General features: G+C 42.8%; 33 protein-coding genes. 32 read left to right on the top strand and 1 reads right to left on the bottom strand.

Annotated elements, in window-relative coordinates:
• Nucleotides 1-65: 65 nt before the first annotated feature.
• A complete protein-coding gene (locus W7W_RS23685; protein ID WP_010663224.1) occupies nt 66-1625 on the bottom strand; it encodes a M28 family metallopeptidase in 1560 nt (519 codons plus the stop codon).
• 456 nt (nt 1626-2081) lie between these two features.
• On the opposite strand from W7W_RS23685, the gene rpsL reads away from it, so the two are divergent.
• The 32 genes from rpsL to W7W_RS0107565 all read left to right on the top strand — a co-directional run bounded on the left by rpsL (nt 2082) and on the right by W7W_RS0107565 (nt 19561).
• The gene (gene rpsL, locus W7W_RS0107715; RefSeq protein WP_010663223.1) at nt 2082-2456 is read left to right on the top strand and encodes a 30S ribosomal protein S12; all 375 of its coding nucleotides are present in this window, start codon (nt 2082-2084) and stop codon (nt 2454-2456) included.
• A gap of 120 nt (nt 2457-2576) precedes the next feature.
• Nucleotides 2577-3053, top strand: a complete 477-nt coding sequence (gene rpsG / locus W7W_RS0107710) for a 30S ribosomal protein S7 (protein WP_010663222.1) — start codon at nt 2577-2579, stop codon at nt 3051-3053.
• 28 nt (nt 3054-3081) lie between these two features.
• Nucleotides 3082-5193: an elongation factor G gene (fusA, locus tag W7W_RS0107705; protein ID WP_010663221.1), complete on the top strand. Its 2112-nt coding sequence runs from the start codon at nt 3082-3084 to the stop codon at nt 5191-5193.
• Between the two features lie 21 nt (nt 5194-5214).
• Entirely contained in the window at nt 5215-5520 is a 306-nt protein-coding gene (gene rpsJ, locus W7W_RS0107700) for a 30S ribosomal protein S10 (RefSeq protein ID WP_010663220.1), read from the top strand.
• A gap of 24 nt (nt 5521-5544) precedes the next feature.
• On the top strand, nt 5545-6162 hold the full coding sequence (gene rplC, locus W7W_RS0107695; protein ID WP_010663219.1) for a 50S ribosomal protein L3: 618 nt from the start codon (nt 5545-5547) through the stop codon (nt 6160-6162).
• Nucleotides 6162-6791: a 50S ribosomal protein L4 gene (rplD, locus tag W7W_RS0107690; protein ID WP_010663218.1), complete on the top strand. Its 630-nt coding sequence runs from the start codon at nt 6162-6164 to the stop codon at nt 6789-6791. The genes rplC and rplD overlap by 1 nt, the downstream gene beginning before the upstream one ends.
• Nucleotides 6792-6802: 11 nt before the next feature.
• On the top strand, nt 6803-7093 hold the full coding sequence (gene rplW, locus W7W_RS0107685; protein WP_010663217.1) for a 50S ribosomal protein L23: 291 nt from the start codon (nt 6803-6805) through the stop codon (nt 7091-7093).
• Between the two features lie 5 nt (nt 7094-7098).
• Nucleotides 7099-7923: a 50S ribosomal protein L2 gene (rplB, locus tag W7W_RS0107680; RefSeq protein ID WP_010663216.1), complete on the top strand. Its 825-nt coding sequence runs from the start codon at nt 7099-7101 to the stop codon at nt 7921-7923.
• 19 nt (nt 7924-7942) lie between these two features.
• Nucleotides 7943-8212, top strand: coding sequence for a 30S ribosomal protein S19 (gene rpsS / locus W7W_RS0107675; protein WP_010663215.1), 270 nt, complete (start codon nt 7943-7945; stop codon nt 8210-8212).
• Nucleotides 8213-8247: 35 nt separating this feature from the next.
• Nucleotides 8248-8658 carry a 50S ribosomal protein L22 gene (rplV, locus tag W7W_RS0107670; protein ID WP_010663214.1) on the top strand — a complete coding sequence of 137 codons (411 nt, stop codon included), beginning with the start codon at nt 8248-8250 and terminating at the stop codon, nt 8656-8658.
• Nucleotides 8659-8668: 10 nt separating this feature from the next.
• Complete coding sequence (rpsC, locus tag W7W_RS0107665; protein ID WP_010663213.1) at nt 8669-9379, top strand: 30S ribosomal protein S3; 711 nt, start codon at nt 8669-8671, stop codon at nt 9377-9379.
• A gap of 32 nt (nt 9380-9411) precedes the next feature.
• Nucleotides 9412-9843 (top strand): 50S ribosomal protein L16, encoded by a 432-nt coding sequence (gene rplP / locus W7W_RS0107660; RefSeq protein WP_010663212.1) that lies wholly within the window; start codon nt 9412-9414, stop codon nt 9841-9843.
• Nucleotides 9844-9848: 5 nt separating this feature from the next.
• A complete protein-coding gene (rpmC, locus tag W7W_RS0107655; RefSeq protein WP_010663211.1) occupies nt 9849-10049 on the top strand; it encodes a 50S ribosomal protein L29 in 201 nt (66 codons plus the stop codon).
• A gap of 4 nt (nt 10050-10053) precedes the next feature.
• Nucleotides 10054-10311, top strand: coding sequence for a 30S ribosomal protein S17 (gene rpsQ, locus W7W_RS0107650; RefSeq protein WP_010663210.1), 258 nt, complete (start codon nt 10054-10056; stop codon nt 10309-10311).
• 2 nt (nt 10312-10313) lie between these two features.
• A complete protein-coding gene (rplN, locus tag W7W_RS0107645; protein ID WP_010663209.1) occupies nt 10314-10679 on the top strand; it encodes a 50S ribosomal protein L14 in 366 nt (121 codons plus the stop codon).
• A 21-nt stretch (nt 10680-10700) separates the two neighbouring features.
• Nucleotides 10701-11021: a 50S ribosomal protein L24 gene (rplX, locus tag W7W_RS0107640; RefSeq protein WP_010663208.1), complete on the top strand. Its 321-nt coding sequence runs from the start codon at nt 10701-10703 to the stop codon at nt 11019-11021.
• Nucleotides 11021-11578: a 50S ribosomal protein L5 gene (gene rplE / locus W7W_RS0107635; protein WP_010663207.1), complete on the top strand. Its 558-nt coding sequence runs from the start codon at nt 11021-11023 to the stop codon at nt 11576-11578. The genes rplX and rplE overlap by 1 nt, the downstream gene beginning before the upstream one ends.
• Before the next feature lie 5 nt (nt 11579-11583).
• Nucleotides 11584-11853: a 30S ribosomal protein S14 gene (rpsN, locus tag W7W_RS0107630; protein WP_010663206.1), complete on the top strand. Its 270-nt coding sequence runs from the start codon at nt 11584-11586 to the stop codon at nt 11851-11853.
• Nucleotides 11854-11908: 55 nt separating this feature from the next.
• Nucleotides 11909-12304: a 30S ribosomal protein S8 gene (gene rpsH / locus W7W_RS0107625; protein ID WP_010663205.1), complete on the top strand. Its 396-nt coding sequence runs from the start codon at nt 11909-11911 to the stop codon at nt 12302-12304.
• A gap of 15 nt (nt 12305-12319) precedes the next feature.
• Nucleotides 12320-12871, top strand: coding sequence for a 50S ribosomal protein L6 (gene rplF, locus W7W_RS0107620; protein ID WP_010663204.1), 552 nt, complete (start codon nt 12320-12322; stop codon nt 12869-12871).
• A 24-nt stretch (nt 12872-12895) separates the two neighbouring features.
• A complete protein-coding gene (rplR, locus tag W7W_RS0107615) occupies nt 12896-13252 on the top strand; it encodes a 50S ribosomal protein L18 (RefSeq protein WP_010663203.1) in 357 nt (118 codons plus the stop codon).
• A 5-nt stretch (nt 13253-13257) separates the two neighbouring features.
• Nucleotides 13258-13776, top strand: coding sequence for a 30S ribosomal protein S5 (rpsE, locus tag W7W_RS0107610; RefSeq protein ID WP_010663202.1), 519 nt, complete (start codon nt 13258-13260; stop codon nt 13774-13776).
• An 11-nt stretch (nt 13777-13787) separates the two neighbouring features.
• The gene (gene rpmD / locus W7W_RS0107605; protein WP_010663201.1) at nt 13788-13964 is read left to right on the top strand and encodes a 50S ribosomal protein L30; all 177 of its coding nucleotides are present in this window, start codon (nt 13788-13790) and stop codon (nt 13962-13964) included.
• A 31-nt stretch (nt 13965-13995) separates the two neighbouring features.
• Nucleotides 13996-14442, top strand: a complete 447-nt coding sequence (gene rplO / locus W7W_RS0107600) for a 50S ribosomal protein L15 (protein ID WP_010663200.1) — start codon at nt 13996-13998, stop codon at nt 14440-14442.
• A gap of 68 nt (nt 14443-14510) precedes the next feature.
• Nucleotides 14511-15848, top strand: a complete 1338-nt coding sequence (gene secY / locus W7W_RS0107595; RefSeq protein ID WP_010663199.1) for a preprotein translocase subunit SecY — start codon at nt 14511-14513, stop codon at nt 15846-15848.
• Nucleotides 15849-15868: 20 nt separating this feature from the next.
• A complete protein-coding gene (map, locus tag W7W_RS0107590; RefSeq protein ID WP_010663198.1) occupies nt 15869-16654 on the top strand; it encodes a type I methionyl aminopeptidase in 786 nt (261 codons plus the stop codon).
• 15 nt (nt 16655-16669) lie between these two features.
• Nucleotides 16670-16888, top strand: a complete 219-nt coding sequence (infA, locus tag W7W_RS0107585) for a translation initiation factor IF-1 (protein WP_010663197.1) — start codon at nt 16670-16672, stop codon at nt 16886-16888.
• A 19-nt stretch (nt 16889-16907) separates the two neighbouring features.
• Nucleotides 16908-17024, top strand: a complete 117-nt coding sequence (gene ykgO, locus W7W_RS23135; protein WP_009779203.1) for a type B 50S ribosomal protein L36 — start codon at nt 16908-16910, stop codon at nt 17022-17024.
• Between the two features lie 12 nt (nt 17025-17036).
• Complete coding sequence (gene rpsM, locus W7W_RS0107580) at nt 17037-17405, top strand: 30S ribosomal protein S13 (RefSeq protein WP_010663196.1); 369 nt, start codon at nt 17037-17039, stop codon at nt 17403-17405.
• Nucleotides 17406-17416: 11 nt separating this feature from the next.
• Nucleotides 17417-17806 carry a 30S ribosomal protein S11 gene (rpsK, locus tag W7W_RS0107575; protein WP_010663195.1) on the top strand — a complete coding sequence of 130 codons (390 nt, stop codon included), beginning with the start codon at nt 17417-17419 and terminating at the stop codon, nt 17804-17806.
• Nucleotides 17807-17953: 147 nt separating this feature from the next.
• Nucleotides 17954-18559, top strand: coding sequence for a 30S ribosomal protein S4 (gene rpsD, locus W7W_RS0107570; RefSeq protein ID WP_010663194.1), 606 nt, complete (start codon nt 17954-17956; stop codon nt 18557-18559).
• Between the two features lie 9 nt (nt 18560-18568).
• Complete coding sequence (locus W7W_RS0107565) at nt 18569-19561, top strand: DNA-directed RNA polymerase subunit alpha (protein WP_010663193.1); 993 nt, start codon at nt 18569-18571, stop codon at nt 19559-19561.
• Nucleotides 19562-19564: the final 3 nt, after the last annotated feature.

Here is a 19564-nt window from a genome sequence, read left to right as displayed (position 1 = left end):
ACAAATTTCAGGCTGCAAATATACAATTGTTCCTTGTAAAAGTCTTGTTTATCGGGGAATGTTCTCTATTGGTTTTTCCCAAAGGCTAAATCCCGGATGTTCAGAAAACTGAGTTTTATAATTTTTTCAATCTTTGCTTGATCTATTTTTCCGGAGTGGTCATATGGCCCGTGATAATCGGGATGTCCCCCTGTATGAAACCACATAATGGGAATCTCTTTCTTTGCAAATGGTGCATTATCGCTTCCTCCGGTTGGATCCTCCATTGCACCCCAACGAATGTTGAGGTTGATGTTTGCACCTTTGTTGTTTTCCATGGTGATTTTTTTTGCGTGTTCCCAGCTTTTAGTATATAAAAACGAAACAGCAGAGTCCGGCTCTTCCGGATTTGAACTTCGTCCAATCATGTCGTAATTGTGGTAATATTTTATTTTTTCTGTATCGTTAAAAGTATTAACGAAATGAGTTGAACCATGGAGGCCTCTTTCTTCTGCAGTCCAGGCTGCAAAAATCAGCGTCTTCTCCGGGATGGCGCCGGATTTTGTAAATGCTTTTGCCAGGGCGATAACGCCTGCAACCCCTGAAGCATTGTCGTCTGCTCCGTTGTATATATAACCATCGTACATGCCCAAATGATCATAGTGTGCACCGATAACAATGATTTCGTCTTTGTTTTTACCCTCAATTTCCCCAATCACATTACCACAGGTGAAAGGAGTTTCTTTTACCTCAACGGATACTTCGATTCCGGAAATTGAAGTGGGAAGAGATCTTTTTCTTTTGTCAATGGGATTATATTCTGATAACATTTCCTCCCAATTGGGAAACAGGGCATTTACGATACGGTGAGATACTTTGAAAACCGGAGGATTAACGCTAAGTTCAGTTCCACTTCGGCGAACTGAGCGTTTGTATATTCCTGAAGAGCGTTTTGATAGTTCTTTCTCAGCGTAATCTTTTTTCTCGTTACCGGTCAGCACCGGGAATGTTGGATTTTCAGGATCAAATTCAAGGATTACGGAAACTCCTGCTTCACCGGCAAAACTGTTCTTAATGTTTGTCAATTCGCGTTCGGAAAGGGAGTTGTATTGTTGATATCCTTTGGACAAAGTGTCTCTCATTCCGGTATATCCCTTTGCTCTTAAAAGTATTTTGTTTTTAAGCCCTTCTTTGGTCTTCACTCCTAATCCATATCCTGCAAAAACCACCTTCCCATTAATGTTAAAGGAGTAATCCGTTACCGGTGGATTAAAATCAGTTTCAGGGGCAAATCGGATATCTTGTTGTCCCTTCTTTAATACCATACATGCTTCTTCGACGTTACTCCATACCAGAGGGACTTTTTGAATGTACTGATCAGTGGTGTTATTCAGGTCAGAGGTGGAGTTGAATGGTTTCAGTCCAAGTTGTTTAAACCTTGAGGCAATGTAAAGGGCTGCAATCCGGGCTCCTCTTTTGCCTGCCTCCCGGCCTTCAAGCAGGTCAGAGGAGAGGAATTCGATATCAGTCATCAGTTCATTGGCAGAGATGCTTTCTATTGCTTTGTTTTTTTCATAGGTATTCTGAGAATAAGCGTATTGAGTAGAAAAAAGAAACAAAAATGTAATAAACGACAGTGTTTTCATATTTAATGTGTTTTTTCTTGTTGTGGGGAAATAAAAATCATTAACCGGACACGGGTGGTTAAAAATAAGAATTAATTTTTGCTTGAGAGTTAATGAAACCAATGTCAAAAGCTAAAACCATTCAGGGAGAAAAGCATTTCTATTCGTAATCAGATCTTTAAAATGTTTTTTCGGATGATTACGGGATTTGGAACCGGAAAGATGAATTTTCCCGGGTTTTGCGGTTTAGACCTCTTCTTTGAACCATCATAATTTTATTAAAAGTATTTTTAACCAAATAATTACAAGAATTTTTCAGGTTATATTATGTATTTTCAATTGAAAATTAGTACTTTTGCACCGCTTTTTTGTGCATAGGTGTGAAAAATGTTGAGAATCAGTGAGATTTTTAATGTAAAAAGACTACCTTTGCAACCCGTTTTAAAAGAGTAATTTAAGTTTAAAACAATTGTTTATATGCCAACAATTCATCAGTTAGTAAAGAAGGGACGGAAAAAACAGGTGGAGAAAAGTAAATCGCCTGCTTTGAATGCATGTCCGCAAAGACGTGGTGTTTGTGTGAGAGTTTATACCACAACACCAAAGAAACCGAACTCAGCTATGCGTAAAGTGGCTAGGGTAAGATTGACCAACGGAAAAGAGGTGAACGCCTACATTCCGGGAGAAGGACACAACCTTCAGGAGCACTCAATTGTATTGGTGCGCGGTGGAAGGGTAAAAGATCTTCCCGGTGTTCGTTATCACCTTGTTCGCGGAGCACTCGATGCTTCAGGAGTTGAGGGACGTACTCAGCGTCGTTCCAAGTACGGGACTAAGCGTCCTAAGAAGTAATTTTAGTTTCACTGTTTGGTCTTTGTTTATTGGTTTGTAAACAAAGGTTGAGTAAATGGTCGCGAGACCGTTGAAGACACGGATACAGCCAATAATAAAGCTAATAAACAAAAAGAAGAGATGAGAAAAAGTAAACCAAAGAAGAGGATTATTCTTCCCGATCCGAAGTTTAATGACACCATGGTGACGCAGTTCGTAAATAACATGATGTTCGACGGAAAGAAATCCGTGGCTTATGCTATTTTTTACGATGCGATGGATCGTATTGCTGAAAAAGCAGAAAAAGAGGGTAAAGCACCTCTTGAAGTGTTTAAAAAAGCACTGGAAAATGTTACACCCGCAGTTGAGGTTAAAAGCCGTCGCGTTGGTGGTGCAACTTTTCAGGTTCCAACCGAAATTCGTGCCGACAGAAAGTTATCTGTAAGTATGAAAAACCTGATTGCATTTGCACGTAAGCGTAGTGGTAAATCAATGGCCGAAAAGCTGGGTGCTGAAATTGTTGCCGCATATAACCAGGAAGGTGGAGCCTTCAAAAGAAAAGAGGATATGCATAAAATGGCCGAAGCCAACCGTGCATTTGCTCACTTCAGATTTTAAACTTAACTAAATAAAAGGAAACCTTAATATGGCAAAGGCAGACTTAAAATATACCAGAAATATCGGAATCATGGCGCACATCGATGCCGGTAAAACAACCGCTACCGAGCGGATTCTGTTTTATACCGGTATGACGCATAAAATCGGTGAGACGCACGATGGTTCCGCTACAATGGACTGGATGGAGCAGGAGCAGGAGAGAGGTATTACCATTACTTCCGCTGCCATTACAACCAACTGGAAATACAACAACGAAGATTATAAAATTAACATCATTGACACCCCGGGTCACGTTGACTTTACCGTTGAGGTAGAGCGCTCACTGAGGGTTCTCGATGGTGCCGTTGCTGTGTTTTGTGCCGTTGGTGGTGTTGAGCCCCAGTCCGAAACCGTATGGAGACAAGCCAACAAGTATGGTGTTCCCCGTATGGGTTTTGTGAATAAAATGGACCGTTCAGGTGCCAATTTCTTCGAAGTGGTTCGCCAGGTGAAAGAAGTCCTTGGCGCTAACCCCGTTCCTGTTCAGGTACCCATCGGTGCTGAAGAGGATTTTCGCGGAGTGGTTGACCTGATTGAGAATAAAGCCGTTGTTTGGTTTGATGACGACGTGCTGGGTGCCCGATACGAACTTCAGGACGTTCCTGCCGAAATGGCGGACGAAGTGGAAGAGTGGCGCGGAAAACTGATTGAATCAGTTGCTGAGTATGATGATGAATTGATGGAGAAGTATTTTGAAGATCCTGATTCCATCACCAAAGAGCAATTGATCGAGGTGTTGCGTCAAGCCACCATCGATATGAAAGTTGTTCCCATGCTTTGCGGATCTGCTTTCAAAAATAAAGGTGTTCAGCGTTTGATCGATGCGATTGTCGGTTTTCTGCCTTCGCCCATCGACGTGGCAGAGATTGAAGGTGTAAACCCTAGGACCGGTAAAGAAGAGGCTCGTCCTCATGACGAAGATGCTCCGTTTACCGCGCTTGCATTTAAAATTGCTACTGACCCGTTTGTGGGACGTCTGGCGTTTATGCGTGTTTACTCCGGTAAAATTGATGCAGGTTCTTATGTTTGGAACTCACGTACTGAGAAAAAAGAGCGTATCGCACGTTTGTATCAGATGAAATCCAATAAGCAGTTGCCCAGGGATACCATCTCTGCAGGTGATATTTGTGCCGGAGTAGGTTTTAAAGATATTCGCACCGGAGATACCCTGTGTGATGAGAAGCATCCTATTGCTTTGGAATCAATGGAATTCCCGGATCCTGTGATTGGTGTTGCTGTTGAGCCTAAGAGTCAGAAAGATATGGATAAACTGGGTGCCGGACTTGCCAAATTGGCCGAGGAGGATCCTACTTTCCGTGTTGAAACTGATGAGGAAAACGGACAGACTGTTATCAGCGGTATGGGTGAGTTGCACCTCGAGATTATTGTTGATCGTCTGAAACGTGAGTTTAAGGTTGAATGTAACCAGGGACGTCCTCAGGTGAACTATAAAGAAGCAATTACCAAGACTGTTGATCACCGCGAGGTGTTTAAAAAGCAGACCGGAGGTCGTGGTAAATTTGCCGACGTTATTGTGAAGGTAGGCCCTGCAGATGACGATAAAGAAGGTCTTCAGTTTATTGATATGGTAAAAGGTGGTAACATTCCTAAGGAATTTATCCCTTCTGTTGAAAAAGGTTTTAAAGACGCTATGAAAAATGGTGTGTTGGCCGGTTTCAATGTTGACAGCCTTAAAGTTGAACTGCTTGACGGATCTTTCCACCCGGTGGACTCTGACCAGCTTTCGTTTGAAATTGCCGGTCGCCAGGCATTTAAAGCTGCCTGTATGAAAGCCAAGCCTGTGCTGCTCGAGCCAATTATGAAAGTGGAAGTGGTAACTCCTGAAGAATATATGGGAGATGTTATTTCTGACTTTAATAAGCGTCGCGGACAGGTGGAAGGAATGGAATCCAAAGCCGGTGCACGTGTGGTTAAAGCCAAAGTGCCATTGGCCGAAATGTTCGGTTATGTAACCGCTTTGCGTACCATTTCATCAGGTCGTGCAACTTCCTCAATGGAATTCAGTCACTTCGAAGAAGTTTCCAAGAGCATTGCAACGGAAGTGGTTAAAGAGGCCAAAGGTAAAGTCGAATTATTATAGAAACAGTTCTCATCAACCATTATGAATCAAAAAATAAGAATCAAACTCAAGTCATACGATCACAATCTGGTGGACAAGTCTGCCGAGAAGATCGTGAAGACCGTTAAAACCACCGGAGCAGTGGTAAGCGGCCCAATTCCGCTGCCCACACACAAGCGGATTTTCACAGTTCTGCGTTCCACTTTCGTTAACAAGAAAGCACGTGAACAATACGAACTGGCTTCGTATAAGCGTCTGATCGATATTTACAGTTCTACTGCTAAAACCATCGATGCGTTGATGAAGTTGGAACTTCCCAGTGGTGTGGAAGTTGAAATTAAAGTGTGATCTAATTATTTAAATCTTTAAGCAATGCCAGGATTAATTGGAAAAAAAATCGGAATGACTTCCGTTTTCAGTGCCGAGGGGAAAAATGTTCCATGCACTGTTATCGAAGCTGGTCCTTGCGTCGTCACTCAGGTCAAAACAATGGAGACCGATGGGTATGAAGCCATTCAGTTGGCTTTTGACGAGAAAAGAGAGAAAAGTACTACCAATCCCTTGAAAGGACATTTCAAGAAGGCAGGAACCTCTCCCAAGGCCAAGCTGGTTGAATTGAAAGAATTTGAAAATGAACTCAAACTGGGTGATGTCGTTACAGTGGATCTTTTTGGTGAGAACACATTTGTGGATATTACCGGTGTTTCCAAAGGAAAAGGGTTTCAGGGTGTAGTAAAGCGTCATGGCTTTGCAGGTGTGGGTGACAAAACCCATGGTCAGCATAACCGTGGTCGTGCTCCCGGTTCTCTGGGTGCTTCTTCATATCCTTCGAGGGTATTCAAAGGTATGAGAATGGCAGGCCGTACAGGCGGTGACAATGTGAAAGTTGAAAACCTGAAAGTTATCAAAGTAATTCCCGAAAGTAACCTGTTGATGGTTAAAGGGTCTGTTCCTGGACCTAAGGGTTCATATCTAATTATTGAAAAGTAATGGAACTGAACGTAGTTAACATACAAGGACAGGAAACCGGCAGAAAAGTGCAATTGCCCGACGCTGTTTTCGGTATTGAGCCCAACGATCATGCCATTTATCTGGACGTGAAACAATATCTGGCCAATAACCGTCAGGGAACGCACAAATCGAAAGAGCGTGCTGAAATTGCCGGAAGTACTAGAAAAATTAAAAAGCAAAAAGGTACGGGTACTGCTCGTGCCGGTAGTGTGAAATCACCTGTTTTCCGTGGTGGTGGTCGTGTTTTCGGCCCACAACCGCGTGACTACCGCTTTAAACTGAATAAGAAACTGAAGCAACTGGCTCGTAAATCGGCCCTGGCATACAAAGCAAAAAATAATGCCATCGTAGTGGTCGAGGATTTCCAGATGGAAAGTCCTAAAACGAAAGAGTTTGTGAATATTCGTAAGAATCTGAATGTTGAAGGAAAGAGCTCACTGGTTGTAGTGAAAGATCTGGATCGTAACGTTTATCTTTCGTCACGTAATGTTCCCAAATCAGAAGTAGCTACCACTGCCGCACTTAATACCTACAGTATTATGAAAGCGCAGTCGCTGGTTCTGGCCGAAAGCTCGGTGGAAGAAATCGCCCAACTTTTTAACGCTTAACAAATTAAGTCATGGAAGTAATAATTAAGCCTATAGTAACAGAAAGAATGACCTGGCTTGGCGATGCCCTGAACCGATACGGCTTTATTGTGGACAAGCGTGCCAACAAAATTGAGATTAAAAAAGCCGTTGAGGAAATGTATAGCGTTTCAGTAACCGATGTAAACACTATGGTTTATGGTGGTAAACTGAAAACCCGTTATACCAAAGGCGGTATCATCAACGGACGGACCAATTCTTTCAAAAAAGCAATTGTAACACTAGCCGAAGGAGATAAGATTGATTTCTTTAGCAATATTTAATTGACATGGCAGTAAGAAAATTAAAGCCCACAACACCGGGGCAGAGACACAAAATTATTGGTGCATTTGACTCGATTACCTCAGGTGTACCAGAGAAGTCCTTATTGCGGCCTCTGAAAAAATCCGGAGGACGTAACCATAGTGGTAAAATGACTATGCGTTACCTCGGAGGAGGTCACAAGAGGAAGTACCGGGTAATCGATTTCAAGAGAAATAAGGACGGTGTTGCCGCAACTGTAGATTCTATTCAATACGATCCTAATCGTAGTGCACGAATCGCATTGCTGGTATATGAAGATGGTCAAAAACGGTACATTCTTGCACCTAACGGGTTGCAGGTTGGTCACAAAGTACAATCCGGTTCAGGTATCGCGCCTGAAATTGGAAACAGTCTTCCTTTGGGAGATATTCCTTTAGGTACTATTGTGCACAACATCGAACTGCGTCCCGGTCAGGGAGGTGCATTGGCCCGTAGTGCCGGTACCTTTGCTCAGCTTTCTGCTCGCGAAGGAAAGTATGCCGTTGTGAAATTACCTTCCGGAGAATCGAGAATGGTGCTTACCACTTGTCGCGCCACTGTTGGTGCTGTTGGTAACTCCGATCATGCCCTCGAACAATCAGGTAAGGCCGGTCGTACCCGTTGGTTGGGTCGTCGCCCCCGTGTTCGTGGTGTTGTGATGAACCCGGTAGATCACCCGATGGGTGGTGGTGAAGGCCGCTCTTCCGGCGGACATCCAAGATCAAGGAATGGCGTTCTTGCCAAAGGTTACAAAACCCGTAACAAGAAAAAAGCCTCTTCCAAGTACATTCTCGAAAGAAGGAAAAAGTAACCGGTTAATTGTTTGAATTATGAGCAGATCGTTAAAGAAAGGACCCTATATTCATTACAAGCTGGATCAGAAAGTCGCAGCAATGAATGAATCCGGCAAGAAGTCGGTCATTAAAACATGGGCCCGTGCATCAATGATTGCCCCTGAATTTGTGGGGCATACCATAGCGGTACACAACGGAAATAAATTTATTCCTGTTTATGTAACCGAAAATATGGTAGGACATAAATTGGGCGAGTTTGCTCCCACACGTACCTACAGAGGTCATGGTGGGAACAAAAAACGTTAATCGTCCCCCAGTTTTAATTAATTAATGACAAAAAAATGGGTGCAAGAAAAAGAATAAGAGCAGAAAAAATAAAAGAAGCCAGGAAGCAGGAATATGTTGCCCGGCTTCGGAATGTGCCTACTTCCCCGCGTAAAATGAGGCTCGTTGCCGATATGGTACGCGGAATGGAAGTGAATAAGGCACTTGACGTCCTGAAGTTTTCCACCAAGGAGGCCTCCCGTCGTGTTGAGAAACTTTTGTTGTCAGCCATCGCCAACTGGAAAGAAAAGAACGAGGACGTTCGGCTGGAAGATGCCAATCTCTTTGTGAAAGAGATTTATGTGGATTCAGGTCGTATCCTTAAACGGTTAAGACCCGCTCCGCAAGGACGTGCGCACCGTATTCGCAAGCGGTCGAACCACGTGACTATCAAGGTTGACAGTAAAGTTGAAAATCAAGAAAATTAAATTGAGCTAGATGGGACAAAAAGTAAATCCAATAAGTAACAGGTTAGGAATTATCCGTGGATGGGATTCCAACTGGTTCGGTGGGAAAGACTACGGCGATAAGCTGTTGGAGGATTCCAAGCTTCGCAAATACCTCAACGCTCGTCTGGCCAAGGCAAGTGTTTCACGTATCATCATTGAGCGTACGCTGAAACTCGTTACCATTACCGTTTATACTGCCCGTCCGGGTATTATTATCGGTAAAGGCGGACAAGAGGTGGACAAGCTGAAAGAAGAGTTAAAAAAGATTACTGATAAAGAGGTACAGATCAATATCTTTGAAGTAAAGCGTCCTGAAATGGATGCCCTGATCGTAGCCAATAATATTGCACGTCAGCTGGAAGGCCGTATCGCCTACCGTCGTGCTACTAAAATGGCTATTGCTTCTACCATGCGTATGGGAGCTGAAGGGATTAAAATTCAGGTATCAGGTCGTTTGAACGGAGCTGAAATGGCTCGTTCCGAAATGTATAAAGAAGGTCGTACACCCCTTCATACTTTCCGTGCCGATATTGACTTCGCCAAAGCCGAAGCCTTGACAAAAACAGGTTTGATTGGTATCAAAGTCTGGATTTGTAAAGGTGAGATCTATGGTAAACCTGATCTTTCTCCTAATTTTAATCAGAAGGAAGCTGGTGGAAACCGTGGAGGAAAAGGCGGATTCAAAAAGAGAAGAAAGTAATCATCTGTTAAACTTTAATTGAAACATTAACGATGTTACAACCTAAAAAAGTAAAACACAGAAGGCAACAAAAGGGAAGAATGAAGGGTAATGCCCAACGCGGGCATGAGCTGGCATTCGGCTCTTTTGGAATTAAATCACTGCAGACTAAATGGATTACCGGCCGCCAGATAGAGGCTGCCCGTATCGCAGTGACACGTTATATGCAACGTCAGGGACAAATCTGGATTCGTATCTTTCCCGATAAACCCATTACCAAGAAGCCTGCAGAGGTTCGGATGGGTAAAGGTAAAGGTTCTCCTGAAGGATTTGTTGCCCCTGTAACACCCGGACGCATGCTTATTGAATGCGACGGCGTTTCTTTCGAGATTGCCAAAGAAGCCCTGCGTTTGGCGGCTCAGAAACTACCCGTTACCACCAAGTTTGTGGTGCGTCGGGATTTTGTTGAATCTTCAAATGATTAAGGAGTATGAAAAGTTCAGAAATTAAAGAAATGGCACCTCAGGAAATTGAGGAGCGTATTGATGCGCTTAGTCAAGAGCTGGTTCGTATGAAACTTAATCATACCATTTCTCCCCTGGAGAATCCTATGAAGATTAAGCATACCCGGCAAGACATCGCACGCATGAAAACAATCCTGCGTCAGAAGCAACTTAATGAAAAATCGTAAGTAGATGGAAACCAGAAATCTTAGAAAAGAAAGAACAGGTGTAGTGGTGAGCGACAAGATGGAAAAATCCGTCGTTGTTGCCGTCGTGATCCGTGAGAAGCACCCCATTTACGGGAAATTTGTGAAGAAGACAAAGAAGTTTCACGCGCACGATGCCGAGAACACCTGCAATATAGGGGATACTGTTCGTATTATGGAAACACGCCCCCTGAGCAAAACCAAACGTTGGAGATTAGTTGAAATCCTTGAAAGAGCTAAGTAATCATGATACAGCAAGAATCCAGACTTAATGTTGCCGACAATAGTGGCGCCAGAGAGGTTCTCTGTATCCGCGTACTGGGAGGTACCGGACGCAGATACGCCTCCGTGGGCGATCGCATTGTGGTAACCGTAAAAAGTGCCTTGCCTTCAAGCGAAATGAAGAAAGGTACCGTTAGTAAAGCGGTAGTTGTTCGCACGAAGAAGGAAGTTAGGCGCGCCGACGGCTCTTATATCCGTTTCGATGATAATGCCTGTGTGCTAATTAATAATTTGGGCGAAATGCGGGGAACCCGTATTTTTGGACCCATTCCCCGCGAGCTTCGCGAAGGGTACATGAAGATTGTTTCATTGGCGCCTGAAGTGCTTTAAATTTTAAAGAGTTAAAAAATCATGGGAAAATTACATGTCAAAAAAGGTGATGTCGTCATTGTAAATGCCGGTGTCAACAAAGGACAGGAAGGAAGAATTCTGGAGGTCTTTCCCGAGAAGAAGCGCGCCATTGTGGAAGGGGTGAATATGGTAAGTAAGCATACCAAACCCAATTCTGAAAACCCACAGGGCGGCATCGTGAAAAAGGAAGCCCCTATTCATATTTCCAATCTTAACCTGAAGGATCCCTCCTCAGGTAAAGCTACCCGTATTGGTCGTAAATTGAACGATCAGGGGAAGTTGGTTCGTTATTCTAAAAAATCAGGAGAGGAGATCAAGTAATGAGCTATACACCTACATTAGAAAAACAATACAAGGAACAGATTGTACAAGCTCTTATGAAAGAGTTTGGCTACAAAACTGTGATGCAGGTTCCCAGATTGGAGAAGATTGTAATCAACCAGGGTGTTGGTGATGCTGTTGCCGATAAAAAACTGATTGACATCTCTGTAAAAGAGTTGTCAACTATTTCCGGACAGCAGGCAGTGCCCCGTTATTCCAAAAAGGATATCTCCAATTTTAAATTGCGTAAGAAAATGCCCATCGGTGCCAGTGTTACTTTGCGCCGCGATAATATGTATGAATTCCTTGAGCGTCTGATTCGCGTGGCTTTGCCTCGTATTCGTGACTTTAAAGGAATCAACAGTAAGCTGGATGGCAGAGGGAATTATACCCTGGGTGTTGAAGAACAAATCATTTTTCCTGAAATAAATATTGATACCGTTAACAAAATTATGGGTATGAATATTACCTTTGTGACCTCAGGAAAAACCGATGAAGAAGCATTTGCTTTGCTTCGTGAGTTCGGATTACCGTTTAAAAACCTTAAAAAGAACTAGTTAATATGGCAAAAGAATCCATGAAAGCCCGCGATCGTAAGCGGGACAAACTTATTGCCAAATACGCTGAAAAAAGGGCCAGACTGAAGGCCGAGGGTGATTACGAGGGCTTGCAAAAGCTTCCTCGTAATGCATCTCCCGTAAGACAACACAACCGTTGCAAACTCACCGGTCGTCCCAAGGGATATATGCGTCAATTTGGTGTTAGCAGGATTACTTTTCGTGAATTGGCTTCTTCGGGCTTGATCCCCGGAGTTAAAAAAGCCAGTTGGTAAGGAGAGTAAGTGTTAAATATTGTCCCGGTTGCGGGATCAATTTAAACTTAAGAAGATGACAGATCCAATTGCAGATTACCTGACACGTGTCAGGAACGCCGTTATGGCAAAGCATAAGGTTGTTGAGGTACCTGCCTCCAATCTTAAGAAGGAGATGACCAAGATTTTGTTTGACAAAGGTTATATCCTCAACTACAAAGTGATGGACGATGGTAAGCAGGGAATTATCAAAATTGCCCTTAAGTATGATGCCTCGTCGAAAGAATCCGCCATTAAAAAACTGAAGCGTGTTTCTACCCCCGGTTTAAGGAAATATACCGGGTATCGTGAGGTACCACGCGTTTTGAATGGTTTGGGAGTTGCGATTATATCCACTTCAAAGGGGGTTATGACCGATAAGGAAGCCCGCAATGAAAAAGTGGGTGGTGAAGTTTTGTGTTACGTTTATTAAAAAGGAGGTTTAGTTATGTCAAGGATAGGAATAGTACCAATCAGCATACCTTCCGGTGTTAACGTAACGGTTAAGGACAGCTTGGTGACTGTAAAAGGTCCCAAAGGAGAACTTCATCAGAAGATTGACCCCGATATGATCGTAGAAGTTAACGACGGAAATATTGAAGTGAAAAGGCCCTCAGACGAGAAAAAGCACAAGGCCATGCACGGATTGTACCGTTCATTAATCAGTAATATGGTTGTTGGCGTATCAGAAGGATATAAGCAGCAACTCGAGTTGATTGGTGTAGGTTATCGTGCACAAAATACCGGCCAGATACTGGAACTTTCGCTTGGGTATTCTCACCCGATTCACATCGAATTGCCGAAAGAAGTAAGTGTTGAGGCTAAAACTGACCGAAAAAGTAATCCTTTGATTACTCTGGAATCTGCTGATAAGCAGTTGCTGGGTCAAGTTTGTGCTAAATTGCGTTCATTGCGTAAACCAGAACCATACAAAGGAAAAGGTGTTCGCTTCCTTGGTGAACAAATTCGTCGTAAGGCTGGTAAGAGCGCAAAGGTTTAATCTGAGTAAATAAAGTTATTTGATATGGCTTTTTCAAAACAAAATAGAAGACTGAAAATTAAAAAGCGGGTCAGGAAAAATATTTCCGGAACCGCAGATAAACCCCGTATGTCAGTTTATCGCAGTAATAAGCAGATTTCTGTTCAACTGATCGATGATAAAAGCGGGAATACCCTGGCAGCAGCCTCTTCTTTGGTGAAAGATATCACTGCAGAGAAAGGTAATAAGTCTGAAAAGGCAGCTTTGGTTGGTAAGATGATTGCCGACAGAGCTAAAAGTGCGGGCATCGAAAATGTGGTTTTCGACCGTAACGGGTATTTGTATCATGGTAGAGTTAAACAATTGGCCGATGCTGCTAGAGAGGCCGGTCTTAAATTCTAAACATTATGGCTGGAAACAACAAAAGAGTTAAAACGAATAATGATATCGAGCTTAAAGACCGCCTGGTAGCAATTAACCGTGTTACCAAAGTAACCAAAGGTGGACGTACTTTCAGCTTTTCTGCCATTGTTGTCGTAGGAGATGAGAATGGTGTTGTAGGCTGGGGACTCGGTAAGGCCAATGAGGTGACCACCGCCATTGCTAAAGGCGTTGAAGCGGCAAAAAAGAACCTGGTTCATGTACCGATCCTGAATGGTACCATTCCTCATGAGCAGATCTCCAAATTCGGAGGTGCACAGATTTTTATGAAACCTGCTTCTCATGGTACTGGTCTTGTTGCCGGTGGTGCGATGCGTGCCGTGCTTGAAAGTGCTGGTGTTACAGATGTTTTGGCGAAATCCAAAGGTTCTGCAAATCCGCACAACCTTGTGAAAGCAACCATTAATGCACTGTGCGAAATGCGTGATGCCAAAACTGTTGCTGCGCAACGTGGCGTTACCCTGGACAAAGTTTTTAACGGATAAAACCTTTTAAAATGGCTAAAATAAAAGTTACCCAGGTTAAAAGTCGCATCAGGTGTACGAAACAACAAAAGGCCACTTTGGATGCACTTGGGCTTAAGAAACTTAATGGTACCGTAGAGCATGAGGATACTCCGAATATTCTGGGTATGGTTAAGAAAGTACAACACCTTGTTAGTGTTGAAAAGTAATTTTGGTTTAACGTTTTTATCGAAATAAATCATGGAATTAAATAATTTAAAACCCGCAAAAGGATCGACTCATTACAGGAGACGTCTTGGTCGCGGACCGGGTTCCGGTCTGGGTGGTACTTCCACTCGTGGACACAAAGGAGCTAAGTCGCGTTCGGGATATTCCAAGAAAGTAGGTTTTGAAGGCGGGCAGATGCCTTTGCAGAGACGTGTTCCCAAATACGGTTTTAAGAACTTTAACCGTAAAGAGTACAAATCAATCAATATTCGTACTCTGCAGGAGCTGGTTGACAAAACCAATAACGCAGAAATCACTCCCGAAGCACTTTACAATGCCGGTTTGATTGCCAAGAATGACCTTGTTAAGATTTTGGGCTATGGTGAGCTGAAAGCAAAAATCAATGTGAAAGCTCATGCATTTTCAAAATCGGCAAAAGAGGCCATCGAAGCTGTTCAGGGAACTGCTGAAGAATTATAGACACACAGCATTGGCCCTCACCTTATGTGAGGGTCATTGTTTGTTTGTTAATATAGAAAATTACACTCATGAAGTTTATAGAAACCATCCGAAATATCTGGAAGATTGAAGACCTCAGGTCTCGTATTTTGACAACAATCGGTTTTATTCTTATTTACCGTTTGGGGTCTTTCGTTGTAATTCCGGGTATTGATCCAAATCAGTTGGCCAATCTTGAGGCCCAAACCAGCAGTGGTGTACTGGGACTGTTGAATATGTTTTCGGGAGGAGCTTTTTCCAATGCCTCTATTTTTGCATTGGGTATTATGCCCTATATCTCGGCTTCTATTGTTGTGCAGTTGCTTGGTATTGCCATTCCTTATTTTCAGCGTTTACAGCGTGAAGGTGAAAGCGGGCGAAGGAGAATCAATCAGATTACACGGTATCTTACTGTTATAATTTTGTTGTTTCAGGCTCCCGGTTACATCGCCAATCTTCATGCACAGTTGCCCGATTCAGCTTTTGCTGCATCCGGATGGGGATTTACAGTGACTTCGACCATAATCCTTACTGCAGGATCCATGTTTGTAATGTGGTTAGGAGAGCGGATTACCGACAAAGGAATTGGTAATGGTATATCGCTGATCATTATGATTGGTATTATCGCACAGTTACCTTTCGCCCTGATTGCGGAATTTGTTTCCCGACTTGAAGAAGGTGGTGGTCTTGTAATGTTACTGATCGAGTTTGTAGTTCTCTTCTTTGTGTTTGCAGGTACTATTCTGTTGGTTCAGGGAACTCGTCGTGTACCGGTTCAGTATGCCAAGAGAATTGTAGGAAATAAGCAATATGGGGGTGTACGTCAGTATATTCCGCTGAAGGTTAATGCTGCGGGTGTAATGCCCATCATCTTTGCACAGGCTATTATGTTTGTACCCATTACTCTTGCAGGGTTTGCTGACAGCGAAACGGCTACCGGATTTGCAGCAACTTTTGCTGACTTTACCGGGTTCTGGTACAACTTTACCTTTGCGTTTCTGATTATTATATTTACTTATTTCTACACTGCAATTACTATCAATCCTCAGCAAATGGCTGAAGATATGAAGCGTAATGGCGGTTTTATTCCCGGTGTTAAACCCGGTAAAAAGACCATGGAATTTCTGGACTCTGTAATGTCTAAAATTACATTACCTGGTTCCATCTTCCTGGCCATTGTAGCGATTCTTCCTGCATTTGCAATGCTGGCAGGGGTTGATCAGACTTTTGCCCAGTTCTATGGAGGTACTTCATTATTGATTCTTGTGGGAGTTGTACTTGATACACTTCAGCAGATTGAGAGTCACCTCCTGATGAGACATTATGATGGATTGATGAAGTCCGGACGGATTAAAGGACGTACCGGTGGTGGAGCTGCCATGTATTAAAAGAAGGGCTGTTTGACAGAATGATATATTTAAAGACAAAAGAGGAGATTGAGTTACTTCGGGAAAGTAACATGTTGGTTGCCAAAACCCATGGTGAGGTTGCCAAATGGATCAAACCCGGGGTATCGACTCTCAAACTGGATGAAATTGCAGAAGAGTTTATCAGAGATCATGGAGGTGTTCCTGCTTTTCTGAATTACCAGGGTTTTCCCAATTCTCTCTGCACTTCGGTCAATGACCAGGTGGTTCACGGAATTCCTAACGATAAGCCATTGGAAGATGGTGATATTGTGTCCGTGGATTGTGGAACTCTGCTCAACGGGTATTATGGAGATTCTGCTTATACTTACTGTGTAGGTGAGGTGGATGACGAAATAAAAAAACTTTTGCAAGTTACCCGGGAGTCATTGTACAATGGAATTGAGCAGGCAGTGGAAGGCAAAAGAATCGGAGATATCGGTTATGCTGTGCAGTCATACTGTGAAGATAACGGATTTTCTGTAGTGCGTGAAATGGTGGGCCACGGTGTCGGTAAAAACCTTCACGAATCTCCGGAAGTTCCTAATTATGGGCGACGAGGGAATGGTGTGAAGTTGAAAGAAGGAATGGTTATTGCCATTGAGCCTATGATAAATCTGGGAAAGCGACACATTGTACAGGAAGCCGATGGCTGGACGATCCGGACACGTGACAGAAAGGTTTCTGCTCATTTTGAGCACACTATTGCAGTGGGAAAAAATGAAGCAGATATATTATCCAGTTTTAAATTTGTCGAAGAAGTATTACATTTGCAGTCTGAAAAATAAAAAGATACACATTTTATGGCAAAACAAGCTTCCATAGAACAAGACGGTACTATTATCGAAGCACTTTCCAATGCTATGTTTCGTGTAGAGTTGGAAAACGGGCATGTAATAACAGCCCATATCTCCGGTAAGATGAGGATGCATTACATCAAGATTTTACCGGGCGACCGGGTCAAGGTGGAAATGTCTCCTTATGACCTTACAAAAGGAAGAATAAGTTACAGATACAAATAATTTTACAAATTATAGAGACATGAAGGTAAGAGCATCTGTTAAGAAGCGCAGTGCCGACTGTAAAATTGTACGGCGCAAAGGTCGCTTATATGTGATCAACAAGAAGAACCCGAAGTTTAAACAACGTCAAGGATAAAATTTTACGAATATGGCAAGAATTGCAGGAGTTGATATTCCTACGCACAAAAGGGGAGAGATATCTCTGACCTATATTTTTGGGATAGGTCGCAGTACCGCCCAAAAGGTGCTTGACCAGGCCGGTGTAAGCCGTGAAACCAAGGTCACAGACTGGACTGATGAACAACTGACCAAAATCCGTGAGATTATTAGTTCGAACATCACTACTGAAGGAGAACTCAGATCTCAGGTTCAGCTTAATATTAAGCGACTGATGGACATTGGTTGTTATCGTGGTATCCGTCACCGGATTGGTTTGCCCGTGAACGGTCAGTCAACCAAAAACAATGCCCGCACTCGCAAAGGCAAGAAGAAAACTGTTGCTAACAAGAAGAAATAATTAACTGAATTATGGCAAAAAAGACGGGAAGTCAAAGAAAGAAAGTTGTTAAGGTGGAAGCTGTGGGACAAGCCCATATTCATTCCTCTTTTAACAATATTATTGTTTCTCTGACCAACAACAATGGTCAGGTGATCTCGTGGTCCAGTGCCGGTAAAATGGGATTTCGTGGTTCTAAGAAGAACACTCCCTATGCAGCTCAAACTGCTGCCAGCGATTGTGCAAAAGTGGCACATGATATGGGTCTGAGAAAAGTGAAAGTTTATGTGAAAGGTCCGGGTAACGGCCGCGAATCGGCTATTCGTGCCCTCCACGGCAGTGGAATTGATGTTACCGAGATTGTTGATGTGACCCCACTTCCGCACAACGGATGTCGTCCTCCAAAAAGAAGAAGAGTTTAATTGTTTAACTAGTTGTTAACCATAAGTTTTTGGTTTTGAGTTTTGAATTATGGTGGGTTATATATATTATAAACCTCCTCTCTATAATCTTGCGGCTGTCATATTCATCATTTGAAATCAAAAATTTAAAATCAAAAATTTAGTAGAATGGCTAGATATATTGGTCCTAAAACCAAAATTGCCCGTAAATTTGGGGAATCCATTTACGGACCCGATAAATATTTCGAAAGAAAAAATTATCCTCCGGGACAGCACGGAAATTCACGTCGTCGTAAGACCAGTGAATATGGTGTGCAGTTGAAAGAAAAGCAGAAGGTAAAATACACCTATGGATTGCTCGAAAAACAGTTCCGTAACTTGTTTAAGAAAGCAACCAGTAAGACAGGTATTACCGGTGAGATTTTGCTCGGATTGCTCGAGTCCAGACTTGACAATGTTGTTTACCGCATGGGGATTGCACCCACACGTGCAGCTGCCCGTCAGCTTGTTCTGCACCGTCACATTACCGTAGATGGTCAGATTGTAAACATTCCTTCTTATACTTTGCGCCCCGACCAGTTAGTGGGTGTTCGTGAAAAATCTAAATCACTTGAGGTGATTAGTAACTCTTTAAGTAATTCAAGTGTTCAGAAATTCTCCTGGCTTGAATGGGATGATAACACCATGCAGGGAAAATTTATTAATGTTCCCGACAGGTCAGAAATACCTGAAAATATTAAAGAACAGTTGATCGTTGAATTATACTCTAAATAATTAATTCTTATGGCAATATTAGCGTTCCAAAAACCTGACAAAGTCATCATGCTCGAGGCTGACGACAAATTCGGTCGCTTCGAATTTCGTCCTCTTGAGCCGGGATATGGTATTACTGTTGGAAATGCCTTAAGAAGAATCTTATTGTCCTCACTCGAAGGATATGCGATAACAACTGTGAAGATTGAGGGTGTTGACCATGAGTTCTCAAGCATCCCCGGTGTTGTTGATGATGTTAGTGAGATTATTCTGAACCTTAAGCAGGTCAGGTTTAAACAGACAGTGGAAGACCACGATCAGGAGAAGATTACTGTTAAAGTCAGTGGTAAAGAGACCCTGACTGCAGGTGATTTCAATCAATTCCTTAACGGGTTTGAAGTACTGAATCCGGATTTGGTTATTGCTCATATGGATACAGATGTGAAAATCCAATTGACACTGACCATTCAAAAAGGGCGTGGTTATGTTCCTGCAGCTGAAAATCAGAATTCCGAACAGGAGATTGGTACCATTGCCATCGATTCTGTATATACCCCTATTCGTAATGTGAAATACGATATAGAGAATTACCGGGTTGAGCAGAAAACTGACTACGAAAAACTTGTTTTCGAGATTCAGACTGATGGTTCTATTCATCCTAAAGATGCATTGAAGGAAGCTTCTAAGATTCTTATTCATCACTTTATGCTGTTCTCAGACGAAAAGATTACCCTCGATTCTGAAGAGAAGGCAAGCGGTGACGAGTTCGACGAAGAAGTACTGCATATGCGTCAGATGCTTAAAACCAAACTGGTTGATATGGATCTTTCGGTTCGTGCCCTTAATTGTCTTAAGGCTGCTGATGTAGAAACTCTTGGCGAGTTGGTACAATACAACCGAAACGACTTGTTGAAATTCCGGAATTTTGGTAAAAAGTCGCTTACTGAGTTGGATGACCTCCTGGACAACATGGGGCTCAACTTCGGTATGGATATTACGAAGTATAAATTAGACAAGGAATAATTG

The sequence above is a fragment of the Marinilabilia salmonicolor JCM 21150 genome, assembly GCF_000259075.1.
GTDB lineage: Bacteria > Bacteroidota > Bacteroidia > Bacteroidales > Marinilabiliaceae > Marinilabilia > Marinilabilia salmonicolor.
The sequence above is the reverse complement of the archived record's forward strand: the minus strand, read 5'-3'. Positions and strand labels throughout refer to the sequence as shown.